The organism is Parapedobacter deserti (genome assembly GCF_042646065.1).
Lineage (GTDB): Bacteria > Bacteroidota > Bacteroidia > Sphingobacteriales > Sphingobacteriaceae > Parapedobacter > Parapedobacter deserti.
In genome coordinates this window covers 473,910-489,406 of the sequence record NZ_JBHRTA010000038.1, presented here as the reverse complement: position 1 = coordinate 489,406, position 15,497 = coordinate 473,910, and the positions used below count along the sequence as shown (strand labels likewise).

The following is a 15,497-nucleotide window of genomic DNA, read 5'->3' as shown; positions in this document are numbered from 1 at the left end:
GGATATTATGTTTATACTTACTCGGCGCTTAACATAAACTCATGGCGTCCGGCACCCACGTCTTTCAGCAATACGTAGCTGCCGCTTTTTGTCGTCTTTTCCACAACAACCCCGTTGCGTGATACATGGTAGTCATCCATGCCTTCCGGAACCGGCAAATATACATCGGCTATTACATTGGCAGGTAAGGATACCGTTAGCGAAAAGGCGCGCTGCTGTACATCAAACACAGCCTCGATCGGCCCGCGGATTGTCGGCAGCTTCGCTTTAGCCCACTTCAATCCCGATGGCTGCGGTTTGATCGCCACCCGCTTGAACCCTGGTGCCGACGGGGTGATGCCGATCACCTTCCGCGGCAGAATATGAGCAGGCGAAGCGCTCCATGCATGGCTCCAGCCATTGTTGCCTTTGTATTTGTTGTCCCACGCCTCCGTGGTCATCGTAGCCCCAACGCGCAGCATGTTGTACCAGCTCCGGTCGCTAGTTGAGGTCAACAACGACATGGCATATTCCCCTTCACCCGAATCGAACAACCCCTCCAGCAGGTAATTGGCACTATAGACACCACAGGCCATCCCTTTTGACTTGATGTAGTCCAATACCCGCTGCTTCTCCTTTTCCGGTACCAGCCCAAACACCAACGGATACAGATTGGCGTGCAGGGAAGCGTGGTCGGTTCCGACCCCGTCGGTATAAATACCTCGCTTCTCGTCAAAGAAATGGCGCTGAAAGTGCTTAAAGAGCCGGGTATGTCGTTTCCTGAACGCCGTCGCATCCGAATGCCTTCCGGCGACCCGTGCCATGGTTTCCATCAACTTCAAGGTGTGATAATGAAACGCGTTGACCACGGTGTTGTAGTCCTTGAAGACATAGCCGTCCGTTTCTCCACCCTCAGGTATAGCCGGCGAACGCTGGGGCCAGTCCACAATATCACGCAACGCCTCTCCATTGAAAAAAATTGATTTCCGGAATTCTTCAGTAACCAACCCGGTAGTTGTCGATATCAAGCCGTTAGACATCGTCAGGGCGGTCATCAATTTCGGCCTGATATCCTCGTAGTTTTCCAGAATCACACTGCTATCTCCGGTGTGCAGGTAATCCATCCAGACCATCATGATAGAATGCGATATCCATTCCGTGGGCCAAGTAGCGTGGTAGATCATATTTTGCAAGCTATAGCGGGCAGTCGCAAACTCGCGATCCACCGCATAATGGCCAAGCTGATGAATATACGCATCGGCCTCGTACATCATGCGTTCACGCTGGCTAGCTGCGTAATCCCCGTTGAATGTATTCGCGATAATGGAATACCGGCACAGATCGTAGACCTTATTCAGCAAGGTATCGCTGCTGACAAAATACGATGCATACGCATCAAATGGCACATGCAGCTTCAGTTGCTCTGCCGAAACCACCGACAGGTCCAATCCTCCGCCCACCACTTCAAGAAAACGGAAGGGAATTACCTCCATCATGTGGCCGGGCATCACCTGGCTGTGCGGATACCGCGCCTCAAACCGCGGGATATCCAGCTGATACGTATGTGTGCCCGCACGGATCGTCAAGGGGTATTCCTGGAAGATCACGCCGCCGCCGGGCTTGGCATCAATAGAATCTCCCGCACTCTTCTCCCCCACCCGGACGAGCAACGTCGTATCTTTTCGTTCGCCAGGCCTTGCTTTCCAGTCCAGCGTAAGCGCCACATTGGCAAACCCGGCCCGGTCATAGGCGACAAACCACGTTCCGTTTGCTTTGCGTTTCAGCCCGATCGGATATGCCGAATGGTACTGTATCGGCGGACGGTCTTCGAATGTCCACATTCCGCTTTCTCGCGCCGTATCCAGGCGTACCCACCGGCTTTCGCCCGGCCACGCTTTGCTGCGCCCCGTATCCCCGGTATTAAACCGCTGGATCCCACTATACGATGAAGCCTGCCCGCTCCGGTTCCAAACACGTACCCTCCAATAATAAGCGGTGTTTGGCTTAAGAGGGTCTCCCGCATAGGCAATATACAGCGCATTGCTATCCTCAACCTGCCCACTGTCCCACAGATCAGGCGTACCCGCTTCCAACAGTGCCGGAGCGGATGCCACCAGCACTTGATAAGCCGTCTGATAGTCGCCATTTTCCTGTGCCGGTACCACCCAGGTAAACCTCGGTTCCAACGTCGTGATTACGGATTTCTCCGGCGCACTCAGTAAATTGGTCATGAGCCCGGTAGGTGCTTCAATGGGGTCAGCCATGGCTCCCCAGCTGACGCTCAACGCCAGGCATAACAGCAATAATCGCTCAGTTACTCGCATTTGTTTTCCGTTTCCGCCTATTTAATGTTTAATCGTCAATCATCTGCCCTATCACCACTGGCCCCAATAACCCCGACGTCAGCAACTCCCAATCGTTTCTGATGGTAATGTTGGTTTGTGTAAACCGTTCGTCTGCCGGCAATCCGCGGTCGCCCACCAAGCGGTTTCGCCAGCTGTTTACCACTTCAACTTCCAGTGTATTGCCCGCTGCCGCTAATCCGTGCAGTGCAATCCGGTAGGGAGGTGCCCACACGATACCGAGCTCCCTGCCGTTGAGCCGCACCCGGGCGATTCCTACATCCGCGATCTGGCCCAGATCGATCCACAGCGGCGCATCGGCCGTGTCCAGCGGGGGAAGGGTTTTTACGTACCGGCCCTTTCCCGAATAAAACCGCACACCCGGATCGGGATGTTGCGCCCAATCCGATAGCTCCGAAAATTCGACTTCTGCGGGTGCACCCCACTCCTCATCAAAATAAACCTTCCAGCTGCCGGACAGGGTATCCATGGGCACAAACGCAGGCAAATTGCGACTTGCCTCACCCTGCTGGCTTTCGGGAATATCTTTCCGGAACACGACAAACCAAGATCCCATAGGGTCAAAATGCAGCGGCACGGTCGTCAAGCCGCCTGCCTGCCGATAAGTTCTCGCGGGCTTTACTTCACCGGTTACCGGGTTCCATAGCTCCGGCAACTTACCGGCGATCCGGAAGGTAGCTTCCGCATCGCAGGCCACTTTGTTCTGGCTGCTGATGAAGTAATACGACGACGCCCCGTTCCGCACGTGGTGAATATAATCAAAAGTCAACGAATCATGCGGTGGGGCTATGCGGCAATCTGCAGGAACGCCCTGTTCCAGTAACCACTTCCGGGCTGTATATCCCCAGGCAACGGTCCCCTTCCCGACCGAGCGGCTACCCCTGCCGGCTGTCGCATCTCCCCACAACCTAGCGGCAACCGCCTCCACCTCGTCCTCCGAAACCGGATAGCCCGTCAAACTTACCGTTTTCTGGGTCTTCGGACCAATAATCGTCGCGCCATCGTCGACCAGTTCCGCTACCTTATGCAGCGCTCGGGTAGAAAGCACCGCATGATCGGGAAGCACCAATACCCGGTACCGCATGCCATGAGGCAACATCAGCTGTCTCTCTCGCACTTCCAGAGCCAGTAGCCGGTCTTCATTGATCACATCGTAATCGAAGTCGGGCAATGCACCCGCTGGATCACTCGCCTTCAGCGTCGCGATGTTGGGGACGTGGTCGCCATAGTAATACAGCACGTCCGCCACAAACCGGCCATCCTGCATCATGTAGTGGACACGGCTCAAGTACCGGAAGAAAGCGCCTGCTTCCTCCCACCAGGTGATGTTCGGATTCATGTGCGTGCCGGCGAAATACTCTTGCCCCGGTTTGCCCATCTCCGCAGGCGAACTGGTAAACGTATGGAAATAAACCCGGTTAGCCCCGGCGCACACCTCATGGTCAAAGCTGTGCTTCATATGCTCCCAGATGACATCGTTCCAATGCCTGCCAATCGTCGTAAACCCTTCGGCACCCACAAGCCTCCTGTCATAAATATGCGCCGCGCTGGAGGCTTGTTTGACGAAAAACCGCCGTTCCGGTGTCGGGCGGTGTTTGGATGGCGACCAGAATTCGCTCATGACAAGCGCACTGTGCCCATAGTTTTTCAATCCGTCGAACGGACCGGCATGTGGGCCGGCCGACTCCGGATGAATACCCATACCATACCGTGCGGCGTTAGCCGCAAACGTCGCAAAATGGTTGTCCGAGATGCAATCGCCAATGGTTTTGCGAAAGTCGGCCAAGAAACGGTTGCTGATCTCGCGGTTACCCACAATCTTACCCGCCAGTACCGGCAGATAAGGGATTAATTCATAACCTCTTCTGTTCTTAAATTCCGTTTCAAAACCCTGCGTCCAGTTCGATCCCCCCAATTCCCAACTATCCGTATGGAGGTAACGCAACGTCTTCCCTGCTTCCGGACCGATCTCTTCCAACAGCGGCCCCACATGGGTGTCCCAATACCGCTGGAAATGCGCCTGGCTCAGGTAGTCGACCACAAGTCCCTGCCAATCGCCACTGGCCGTCGACACGTGTGCGCCATTATTGGTGTAGCCAAACCGGATGATCTCCCATTCGCCCGGCGGAATGTCCCAGCTTACCTTGCCATCCGGCGTCACCTGTTCACTGATATTACGCACCTCCCCGGGGGCAGCATGGTGCCTGCCGTCATCGGCCAGTTTATCGTCCAGCAGGTAGCGCATATCGTGTGCGGAAAACGCCGCTTCCCCAAACGCACCCTTCGCCTTCAGGTCGCTCACCGGCGCCAGCCCTTCCCCCTCCTTGCGAAGTGGGAAAGCCAGCACAGCGATATCCCCATAGTAATCCGCCCGGTGCTCCGGAACCGGCAGTTGCACACCCGTTTGTCCACCCTGCGCCCGCACCGATGCCCAGGTTACCAATTTAGCGGCTTCCTGCGGGGCCACGTCCGGGCCCCCAAGATTCCAACCGCTTTGTATGTTTAACGAAAGTTCGAGTCCCAGCCTTGCAGCCTCACTCACCGCATGTCGGAACAACCTCCGCCATTCCGGCGATCCGAACAGCGGCCCTGCCGGGACTTGTCCGTTTCCATGTTGCTCTGCGCCTCCCGCATCAAAAATCAGCGCCCCTCGAAAGCCCTTATCGTTCATCGCTTCAAGATCGCGGGTAATGGAAGCTTCCGTTACATTGCCATTCAGCCACCACCAAAAACAGCTGGGACCGAATTCCATCCCAGGATCGCGGAACCGTTCCTCCGAAAGTTCCTCATGCCGATCACCATCTTCAACGCAGGCGACAAACAAGCAACCGATCAAAAAAACGAACATCACAACCTTACCCATGCTTACCTGTTTTGCCATCCTTCATTCTGTGCCAGGGCCACATCCTTGTTGGTGTCAATAACGGTATTCGGAATCGGCCATAAATTGTAGTTGAACGTCAGGGTAGCCTGTGCTTCCGGCCAGAACGCATATTGACGGATACGATCCACGGCGATGGTCCCGCCCATACGCAGCAACGTATTCCAGCGGCTTTCTTCATACACCAGCTCCCGGGCGCGCTCATCTAAAATAAGGTTAAACTGATCGTCCACATCCGCCGCGGTAACGCTATAGCCACATTGCGCACGTTTGCGCAGCAGGTTGATGTCATCCGCTGCCCCTGCTTTGTTGCCCAATCGCTGCTTGGCTTCGGCCCGCAGTAAAATGGTTTCGGACAACCGGATGAAATAGTCGTCGCGGAACAAGTTACTCATGTTCTCCCCATCTTCCAGTCCCGTATACCGGTCGGTCGCGATCTTGCAAGACACCGGATAACATAAGCTTTGGTTGTTTCTATTGGTGGTGGCATCGTTGCTTCCATAGTACATCACTTCCCAGGGGACCGGCTCACCGTAGTACGGAGACGACGGTACATTACCGATAAATGTCCGGCGAAAAACAATATCTGAATTGCGCAAGTCATCCGCCCATGGGCCTTCGTATATCTTATCGCGCGTATAAAACGTCGGAATCATCTGCGCGATGCCCCGGCCACCCACGTCTTCCGCCGTGCCGGTCAGATGCGCCGGCGCGCCATCCCGGAAAACCGGACCGTACGTGCGGGAATAGGGCAGTTTCGACCGGCCGTCTTCGGCGCGGTATGCGGCATAGTCAATCTGGATCGCCCATATACACTCGGTATTGCCGTCCTGATAGTTGACATTGTCTTCCTGAAATAAATCCCAGTATACGTTACCCTGTGCTTCCTCCTGGCGCGAGCCGAAGCGCGATTGCATGAGGGTGAACGTTCCGCCGTTGATCACCTTATCCGCATAAGCGACGGACTGATTAAACGCAGCTTGTCCCGCTCCAGCATCGCCATCAGCAGCCAACTGTGTACCCTGCGCCAAATACGCCCTGGCCAGCATGTGCTGTGCAGCGCCGCGTACCAAGCGCCCGCCTTCCGCGGTTGTCGGCGGCAAATCATTCTCCGCAGCCAGCAGATCATCAATGGCAAACTGATACGTCTCCATCCGCGAGGTGCGCTGAAAGTCGTACTTCGGCTCCGTCGTAATTTCCGTCACGATCGGCACACCGCCAAACAGCTCACCCAGGTTCAGGTAAGCGAAAGCCCTGAAAAACCGTGCCTGTGCTAATGCATAGGATTTTTCCTCGGGAGACGACCATGAAATGTGTTCCAGATCTGCCGAATGAATCGCTAAGTTCGCCTTGGCAATGATCTGATACCAGGTACTGTACGCATTGTAAAACGTGGTATGATCCGGATTGATATTTCCGTAATTATTAAAGGAGTTCCCCCGCCGGATACTGGGCACGTCGTACATGTCTGTGCCATTGCCGCGGAGCACAAAAATCCAACCTTCTTCAGCTGGATTGGCCCACAGGTCTCGCAGTTGGGAATAGATTGCTATCAACGCCTGGTCGATCTGCGCCGATGTACTGAACGCATTGTCGACCGTATAAAACGTTGGCGGAACTTCGGTGAGAAAGTCTTTGTCCGATTTGCATCCCACCACACTCAGCAGCAGGCCAACCATGGCGCTGACACTGTATATAGATATCCTTTTCATCTCCATACTGTACTAAGGTTAAAAACTTAGGTTTACGCCCAAGGAATAGGTAGAAGCCACCGGATTACGCGCCCATGTGTCCGTTTCCCGTATCCGGCTACCGACCTCTGGATCACCGCCGAACCAATCGGTAAACGTCGCAAGGTTTTTTGCCGTCGCAAACACCTTCAGCGACCCGATATGTGCGGCCGACAACCACGGTTGATTAAAGGTATAAGCCAGGGTAACATCCTGTATCCGCACAAAGCCCCGGCTCTGCAGACCCAGGAAGCGGCCATCGCCGGCAAAGATGGCTGACGGATATACATTGCTCGGGTTTTCCGGCGTCCAATAGGGGATATGATGCTGGTTATCGTTAAACCGCCCCGTGCCATTAGTCATGTACGCCGCGGCATTGGGCCGTAGGTACATGTTGTTGCCGCCGAACGTCCCGATTACCATCACATACAAGTTGAGGTTTTTATACGTCAGGTTACTGCTGAAATTCAGGCGGAAATTTTCCTTGTCATAACCCAGTATTTTCCGGTCGGCTGCCGTAATGCCCGGTACTCCATCCAGATCACGGTATTTCGGCGACCCCGGCACCGCGCCGGTCAACTCCATATACTCCGTATCATCTTCCTGCACAATGCCGATCTGCTCATAGCCATAGATTGCGCCCAATGATTTGCCGATAAACAAGCTATTGGCGATATCATCGTCCTCTCGCCCGTCTCCGTCCAGGTCGTCACCATAAAGCGAAACCAGCCGATTGAAGTTTTTCCAGAAGGTCAGCGTCGTACTCCAATTGAAATCGGGCTTTTGCACATTCACGGTGCGCAAAGTGGCTTCAATCCCCGTGTTGTTCACCTGGCCCATGGAAGTCCTCATAGTTTTGAAACCCGTCATCACGGGAATATTCCGGGTGAAGATCTGGTCGGTTGTTTTAGAAAAATAAATATCCAAATCCGCGAAGATGCGGTTGCCCAACCACGCCGATTCGAACCCGGTATTCAAAGACGAGGTGGTTTCCCAGCCGAGGAACGAGTTACCCAAGGTGCTCTGGTATAATCCGTAGTAAATACGGCCGGGGGTATTCGAAAACTCATACCTAGCCCCTCCGCTGGCAGCATTGGCTATAGCAGACAACGTACCGTACGGGTTAACCCCCTGATTTCCGTTTTGCCCCCAGGAAACCTTCAGCTTCAGGTCGTTCAGTACCTGGATCGATTGCATAAATGCCTCGTTGGTTATGCGCCAGGAAAAGCCTGCCCCAAAGAAGTTGGCCCACTTGTTATCGACGCCGAAGACCGACGCGCCATCACGGCGATACGATCCCGTGAAATAATATTTATCATCGAAACTATAATTGACCCGGCCGAGGTACCCGATATTCGAACGCTCGTAGTTGCGTGTGGCCATATTGTCGAGGTCGGAACCATCGTAATCAATCCGTTGTACGGTAGCCTTGTGCAATCCCTGCAAACCAAGCACCGTATTGCCATTTGCGGCAAAATCACGCCCCGTCATGACATAGCGGTCGTAGCGCATGTTGTCGCGGGTAGCCACCAGCGTCACGTCAAGGGAATGCCGGTCAAACGTCCGGTTAAAATTCAAGATGTTATCCCACACATAGCTGACACCTTTCCGCTTTTCTATCGTACCGTTGGCATTGGTAAGCAGCCCCTGAAGAACTGCCGGCGAATAACGGTCAGGCAATGCGCCCTCCAGCACATAAAAATCTTCATAAAAGAAATTGCCATAATGCGTATCGTCTTGGTTCAGCAGGTAATTAACCCGGTAACTTAAACCTTCCACCCAAGGCACTTTCACGACCGCGTGGGTATTCAACCGGTAATTGTAAAGAAAATCTTCATTATCCCGGGTCCCATCGCTCACACCCCAAAGTGGATTTATGCGCGACTGGGTATAAGGATACTTCTCCAGATTTCCTTGGTCGTCACGGTGCATCACCCCATAAGGTGTCATGCTCTGTGCATCAATAATACTTGCTGCCACGCCGGAGTAGTCCCGTTTGGAGAAACCCGCATCTACCCCTACCTCCAGCCATTTCGTGATGTTTGCATTAATTTTTCCCAACAGCGCAATGCGGTTGAACTGGTCGCCCACCACGATGCTTTTGTTATCGTCAAACGACGAGGATAAGTAATAGTTGATATGCTCCGTCGCACCCGAGATCGCGGCTTGATAGTTCTGCATTACGCCCGTGCGCGATACTTCATCCAGCCATACGGTTTCGCGGCCGGCCTCCCAATTGGCCAGCTCCCCGGCCTGCAGCCAGTTGGTCGACCCTTCGGTATACTGGTTACGGTCGTTGACCATGGCCAGCCACCCTTCCCCCCGCAGCATCACCGGCCTATTCTGCCAGTTCTGAAATCCTACCGAGGAGTTAAAGGTGATCACCGGCTTGCCGATGCGGCCCCGTTTCGTCGTGATTGCAATCACACCGTTTGCAGATCGCGAACCGTATGCAGCAGCCGAGGTGGCATCCTTAAGCACGTCCATCGTCGCAATATCGTTTGGGTTGATGTCGCTCAAGCTGCCCATGAAGATCACCCCATCCAACACGATCAAAGGCGTGTTGGTCCCGCTAATGGAATTCTCGCCTCGGATCTGCATAGCAGGTTCTCCCCCTGCGGAATTAGTGGCGCCGATATTCAATCCGGTAATGCTGCCCTTAAGCGCTTCAAGCGCATTTATATTGGGCATGAGTGCAATGGGGGAGTCTTCGAGGTTAAGCGACCCCACGGAGCCGGTAAAGTCCCGTCGTTTGGTGGTACCGTAGCCGACGACCACCACTTCGTCAAGATTCGATGATTCCGATTGCAGCACAACATTGATGGTGCGCTGGTTACTGACGGGTATCTCATGAGCCAAGAAGCCGAGCGCCCGGAACACCAGCACCTCTCCGGCTGTTGCCTGTATCTGAAACTGCCCATTGGCGTCCGTGGCGGTACCACGGGATGTACCCCGCACCAATACCGATACGCCCTCCAAGGGATTGCCCTCGGCGCCACGCACGACTCCGGTAACCACTTCCTGAAAGGCAACGCGCCCTACGGACGGATGGTCCGGCCGTCCGTGCCCCGCCACGGCTGTTTGTAGCCATCCAATGGTCAGCCACACGAATACGCTCATCGTCTTCAAAAATGCCGATGAACAAATGACCGATTTTCCGCAATTGTTAGCGGTAACTTTTGAATACATCTTAATTAGGTTATAATTTATAACTTGGTTACATTGATAATCGGCTGTCTAGTCGGTTTTCTACGAATGTTAATCTGACAGCTATGTATTTCAGTTGTCCATATGATACCTCCTTTCGATCATTTCGTCGATGAAGCCGATCTGAGACCAGTTATTTAGCTTTATAATTGTCGGCGCAACAATACTAACACCTCTATACCTAAACCGCGTCCTGCACCATCCTGCGAACATCAGGTCTCATACCGCGCGTTGAGCATCTGCCTCATCCAGCAATTGATCTCCCATTGATCAGCCACCGTCTGCGTTGTAAACGGACGGTAGGCCATGTACGGGTACGGGCCGAACTCGGGGGTGATCGTGGCCCGTTCGGCTCCGGTTTCCTTTAAGTATTCGATCCACCGGTCCCACCACGCGAGGTGATGCATCAACGCCTCTTCGTTTTCCAGTGCGCGTGGATCCGTGACCTGCGGCCCCTCCGGAAACCCGACCCGCGCATGCAAGTGTCTGCCATGTCGGATGGCCAGGTCAACCGCATCGTGCTGGTCTTCAAGGAAACTTTCCGATACGCAGACCCAATGCGAGAAATCAAGCGCCAGTTCCAGCGAAGGGAACACCTCCAGGTATTCCTTTACCACGTGCGCGGCAAACGACCATTTGTTGCGGTGCGTTTCCTGGATGATGCTAATCGCCGACTCCCGGCTGATGCGATCACAGATGGCGAAGCATACTTCCATCTGAGCGCGGCTGTAATACTCCCGTCCGGTTTGCGACACGATGAACTGGGGCTTGGCATGTCCGTTTTGGTATTCCAGCAGCGCATAGAGGTTGCGTTCCAGCGCGGCCGTATACCGGTCGAAATCCCGCCCCTCCTGAAGCTCCGCATGGAGCAGGATGTACGACAATCCTGAATCGCTGAGTACATCGACCATGTCTTTGTTGTTCGGTTTATCGCCCAACGGAAAAACTTCCACACCGGCAAAGCCCTCCTGCTTCGCCCGTTGCGCGAAGTGGTGCCACGCAATGTTCTCCGCGCCCCACCGGGGGCAATAGAAATCAACCTTCATGAGCGCTTATAAATGAGCGGATTTTGTTCCTCATTATCCAGCAAGTCACCTACATTGAGGGTCTTCACGTACCCGTCAGGGAGGATATTGGGTGTCCCGTTGTAGGTATTCCCATCTGGCATATACGCACAGGTCATCGCCCTCCGGTAGCCGGGCGTCATATTAGCATGGGCACCATGGATGGTCAACCCGTTATGGAAGGAACAGCTACCCGCTTTCATGACCGCAGCATGGGATTTTGCCTGCTTAAATTCAGGATAAACTTCAAAAATGCCGCCCATATTTTTACCGATTCCGGCATTCTCAAATGTGGTGGTCTTATGCGAGCCCGGAATAAAGAAAAGGCATCCATTTTCAAGGGTTGCATCATCCAGTGCCACCCAGATAGACAACGCACGCCGATCGGAAAATGACCAGAACGGTGTATCCAGATGCCACGAGGTCGGATTGGCCCACGGCCGTTTGATCAAGGTCTGGTCGTGCCAGATGCGGATGCCGTCTACCTCTGCCAAATCGGCCGCCATCTTGCCAATGCGGTCATCAACCATCAATTCCCTCACTTCTTCGCTGGTCTGCCAGAGATTCAGCAGCTGGTCGAATACGTTGTTGAAATAGGCCGCGTCCTCGTTGATGCCGTCCTCTTCGCCGAGGCGTACATCTTTGCCCGGTATTTTGAGGCCGTTGCGCACCTGGATGGCCCGGGTTACTGCGTTGCGCCAATGTTCGAGTTCTTCGGCGTTCAAAAAGTCTTCAATGACTACATAACCATTCTCGCGATAAAAATCAATCTGCTCGTTACTTACGTCGGTATTCATAATCTATATAATTGGTGAATGTGTTATACAAAGATCGCTTTAAACGGCCAGCACAAAATGACTAATCGGAACCTTTTTTTACACTTTTTGACATTTCCGAATGTCACATGCTTTCCGTATGTTTGATAGCAGTAGCACAAACCGGTTATGAGCAATTATCATAAATATTTGCACATCAGAGAGGTTGACCGAGTGTTGGATTTTTACGTCAATACTGTCGGTTATACCAAGATTGACAAACATGCCCAATATCCCGACGTCAACCAGCATCCTGCGGACCATGCGTTCTCCTGGAACAAAGGCCGCATTCTGGACGGTTATTACGTGGTGTTCATCACCAATGGCCGCGGTGTATTCGAATCGGCCAACACACGGCCCCGGGTGATTGAGTCAGGCACCTGTTTTATGCTCTTTCCGGGCGTCTGGCACCGCTATAAACCGGACCCCGCATATGGATGGGAAGAGTATTGGGTCGGTTTTAACGGCGGCTACCCCCGGCATGTCATGAGTCAATTATTCCATCCCGAAACTCCATTTGTCGATTCGGGGCTCAATAAAGAGCTGATCGCGGCATTTACTCAACTGTTAAGCACTGTGTCGAACGCCCAGATCGGACACCAACAGGTTGCCGCGGGCATTACCTTGCAGATTATCGCCTTGCTCAACCGGGTAAACCAGGGAAAGAAAAACCAAGACGACCCCGAATCGGTGTGGGTTTCGAAAGCCATACTCAGACTCCAGACCGAGCTGGGAAACAACGTCCGCATGGAAGATTTGGTCGAAGAGTTCCCGATCAGTTATTCAAAATTCAGGAAATCGTTTAAGCGGCTTACCGGAAAATCGCCCAATCAATACCACCTCGACCTCCGGCTGGATAAAGCCGAAGAGCTCCTCAAAAGCACCAAGCTCACGGTCAAAGAAATCGGCTATTACACCGGTTTTGATTCTCCTTATTATTTCTCCCGGTTGTTCAAGAAGAAATTCGGGGTATCTCCGAAGATCTTTAGAGGAATGTGACAGCTCCCTCCAATCCCTCAGCGCTTGCGCGAAAGACCAGCATTCCGTTTCCTTTTTCCATCTTAATTACCGCGAAAGCTTTGCCCTGAAACGCCTTGGGCTTGGGATTGTTGAAACTCGTCAGGTCCGTCGGATCTGCATTTCCCGCGCCAATCAACGTTCCGGCGCCATTTACTTCCAACGCAATTTCAGCGTTGGCATTGGGAACAACATTACCCTTTTCATCTATCACTTCAATATGGGCAAAGATGAGGCCATCGCCCCCTTGGTCTTCCATTGGCCTATCTGCCACAATCCGGAGTGCTGCTGGCTTGCCTGTGGTGTGCAAGGTGCGCCTGGCGATCACTCGTTTACCGTCTGAAGCTACGACCGAAATGTCTCCCGGAGCGTAGGGAATTTCCAGTAGCGTGATCCACTTTGAACCGGCATCAACCCCGCGATGCGCCACCTGCGCTCCATTATGCGTGACGGTGACGAAGGGTCCCGGCGAATAGATGGCCAGCGTCAAAGGCTGCCCTTCTTTTCCCGGCCATGTCCAGCTCCGCTGTTCAGATGGCCATCCCCACTTACTGGTATATAAGACACTGCCCTGGGGATCGGGGGGCCGCACCGCCACCTCAAGGCTGCTTCGCTGCCAAACGACGTCGCGGTAGTAGGACTGTGGTTTTTTGGAGCCGGTGATGTCCAAATCGCCGCACCACGCGTTGTACCATGGCCAAGGCAGCAAATTACCCTCCGCCTTTTGATCAAGTACACTATGTCCGATCCCGGCTTCACCGATATAGTCCATCCCCGTCCATATGAAGTCTCCGATGACATAAGGAAACTCCTGTACTTTCCGCCAATTATCGTACGCCTCTTGTGCATACGACTCCGTTCCCAGCATTACACGCTGCGGGTGGCGTTGGTGGTCGGAAGCGTAATGTTCGTGCCCGTAGTTGTATCCGGCCACGTCCAAAAATTGAAACGCCAGATCCGTGTCTTCCCAAGGGCGGCCTTTATGGTCCCAGAAATCACAGACACCTGCCGTGACCGGGCGAGTAGGATCAAGCCTTCGGGTGAGATCCACCAGCTGCTTGGCGATGGCTATCCCTGACGAATCAGCCCGTTCGTTGATTTCATTGCCGATGCTCCATGCCATTACCGATGCCCGGTTTTTATCGCGGGCGATGACATGGGCCAGATCATTTTCGTGCCACTGCGAAAAATATTGATGATAATCGTCCGGTTTCTTTGGCCGCTCCCACATATCGAAAAACTCATTGATCACCATCACCCCCAATTGATCGCAGGCCTCCAGCAGCGCCTCCGACGGCGGATTGTGGCTGGTCCGGAGGGCATTGAAGCCATTAGCTTTCAACGCCGCGACCTTGCGCGCCTCCGCAGCCGAGTAAGCCCTCGCTCCAAGAAATCCATGATCATGGTGTATATTAGCGCCCTTCAACAGCACCGATTCGCCATTTATGCGCAAGCCGTTACGTGCGTCGATCCGGATGGTTCTAATACCGATCTTTTCTTCTACCGAGTCAACGGGCCTGCCGTTTATAAAGAGTGCGATGCGGACAAGGTATCGGTAGGGGTCTTTCGGTGACCACGGCCTCGGGTCGTTCACCTCTAAGCTAACCAGGGATGTGGCCTGTTCACCTGCGGCAACATCCTGTTCTTTCGTCCTTCTTGCCACGGCAACGCCATTGTGATCCACGATCTCGCTCAGCACAAGTACCCTTGCCCCCATTTCCGACCGATTGGCAAGCGTCGTGCTGACGGACAGCTTGGCTCGTTTCTTATTTAGTCGATCGGTACTAACATGAAGCCCCCATGTGTCTACATGGACAGGATCGGTTACCGTTAGATGCACGTAGCGATAGATGCCTGAGCCAGCATACCAACGACTGTTCGCCCCGAGGTTTCTGCAACTCACCGCGATTACATTCGGTTTGCTACCAATGTGAAGAAACGGTGTCAGGTCATAATAAAACGGCACGTATCCATTAGGCCTAAAACCTACTTTGTGCCCGTTTATCCAAACCTCCGACTCAGCGTATATCCCATCAAAGTGAACGTTGATTATTTTCCCCCTATCCGATTCGTCCAGTAGGAAGGTTTTCCGATACCACCCTACCCCTCCCGTGGTGTGGCCGGTAAATGCCCCGCCCTCGCTATCAATCGAAAAAGGTCCGACAACACCGCCGCCTGATGTTTGCTGAGGGGAATCCATCAGGGGCATACTGTAATCGTGTGGGATGGACACAGTTTCCCAACCGCTATCATCAAACACATAGCCGCTTGCGTCAATCAACGGATCCAGGATAAACTTCCAATCGGAGTTAAAATCACGTTTGCGCTTGGCTGGATCCGTTGCGGCTGGTGCCTCGCATGGCATGGCTACCATCAGCAAGCAAAAACCATACAGCATCAGCGTCGTCGATATCCTTTTTGGTCTGTCCATTCGATTTGCT

The 15,497-nt window shown here is 53.5% G+C and carries 8 protein-coding genes; 1 reads left to right on the top strand and 7 read right to left on the bottom strand.

Annotated features, from left to right (window positions below; all coding sequences use genetic code 11):
• Positions 1-17 precede the first annotated feature (17 nt).
• The 6 genes from ACFOET_RS14660 to ACFOET_RS14635 all read right to left on the bottom strand — a co-directional run bounded on the left by ACFOET_RS14660 (position 18) and on the right by ACFOET_RS14635 (position 12,021).
• Positions 18-2,303 (bottom strand): alpha-L-rhamnosidase-related protein, encoded by a 2,286-nt coding sequence (locus tag ACFOET_RS14660; protein WP_379023953.1) that lies wholly within the window; start codon positions 2,301-2,303, stop codon positions 18-20.
• Positions 2,304-2,331: 28 nt separating this feature from the next.
• A complete protein-coding gene (locus ACFOET_RS14655) occupies positions 2,332-5,205 on the bottom strand; it encodes a glycosyl hydrolase (protein WP_379023951.1) in 2,874 nt (957 codons plus the stop codon).
• A gap of 2 nt (positions 5,206-5,207) precedes the next feature.
• On the bottom strand, positions 5,208-6,935 hold the full coding sequence (locus ACFOET_RS14650) for a RagB/SusD family nutrient uptake outer membrane protein (RefSeq protein ID WP_379023949.1): 1,728 nt from the start codon (positions 6,933-6,935) through the stop codon (positions 5,208-5,210).
• Positions 6,936-6,953: 18 nt separating this feature from the next.
• On the bottom strand, positions 6,954-10,142 hold the full coding sequence (locus ACFOET_RS14645) for a SusC/RagA family TonB-linked outer membrane protein (protein WP_379023947.1): 3,189 nt from the start codon (positions 10,140-10,142) through the stop codon (positions 6,954-6,956).
• A gap of 230 nt (positions 10,143-10,372) precedes the next feature.
• Entirely contained in the window at positions 10,373-11,206 is an 834-nt protein-coding gene (locus ACFOET_RS14640) for a sugar phosphate isomerase/epimerase (protein WP_379023945.1), read from the bottom strand.
• On the bottom strand, positions 11,203-12,021 hold the full coding sequence (locus ACFOET_RS14635) for a phytanoyl-CoA dioxygenase family protein (RefSeq protein WP_379023943.1): 819 nt from the start codon (positions 12,019-12,021) through the stop codon (positions 11,203-11,205). Before ACFOET_RS14635 ends, ACFOET_RS14640 begins: the two co-directional genes overlap by 4 nt.
• A 147-nt stretch (positions 12,022-12,168) precedes the next feature.
• Between ACFOET_RS14635 and ACFOET_RS14630 the strand changes: the two genes are divergently transcribed.
• Positions 12,169-13,038 (top strand): helix-turn-helix domain-containing protein, encoded by an 870-nt coding sequence (locus tag ACFOET_RS14630; RefSeq protein ID WP_379023941.1) that lies wholly within the window; start codon positions 12,169-12,171, stop codon positions 13,036-13,038.
• Here the strand turns inward: ACFOET_RS14630 and ACFOET_RS14625 are convergent.
• The gene (locus tag ACFOET_RS14625) at positions 13,025-15,487 is read right to left on the bottom strand and encodes a sugar-binding domain-containing protein (RefSeq protein ID WP_379023939.1); all 2,463 of its coding nucleotides are present in this window, start codon (positions 15,485-15,487) and stop codon (positions 13,025-13,027) included. The two genes, ACFOET_RS14630 and ACFOET_RS14625, sit on opposite strands and share 14 nt — an antisense overlap.
• Between the last annotated feature and the right edge of the window lie 10 nt (positions 15,488-15,497).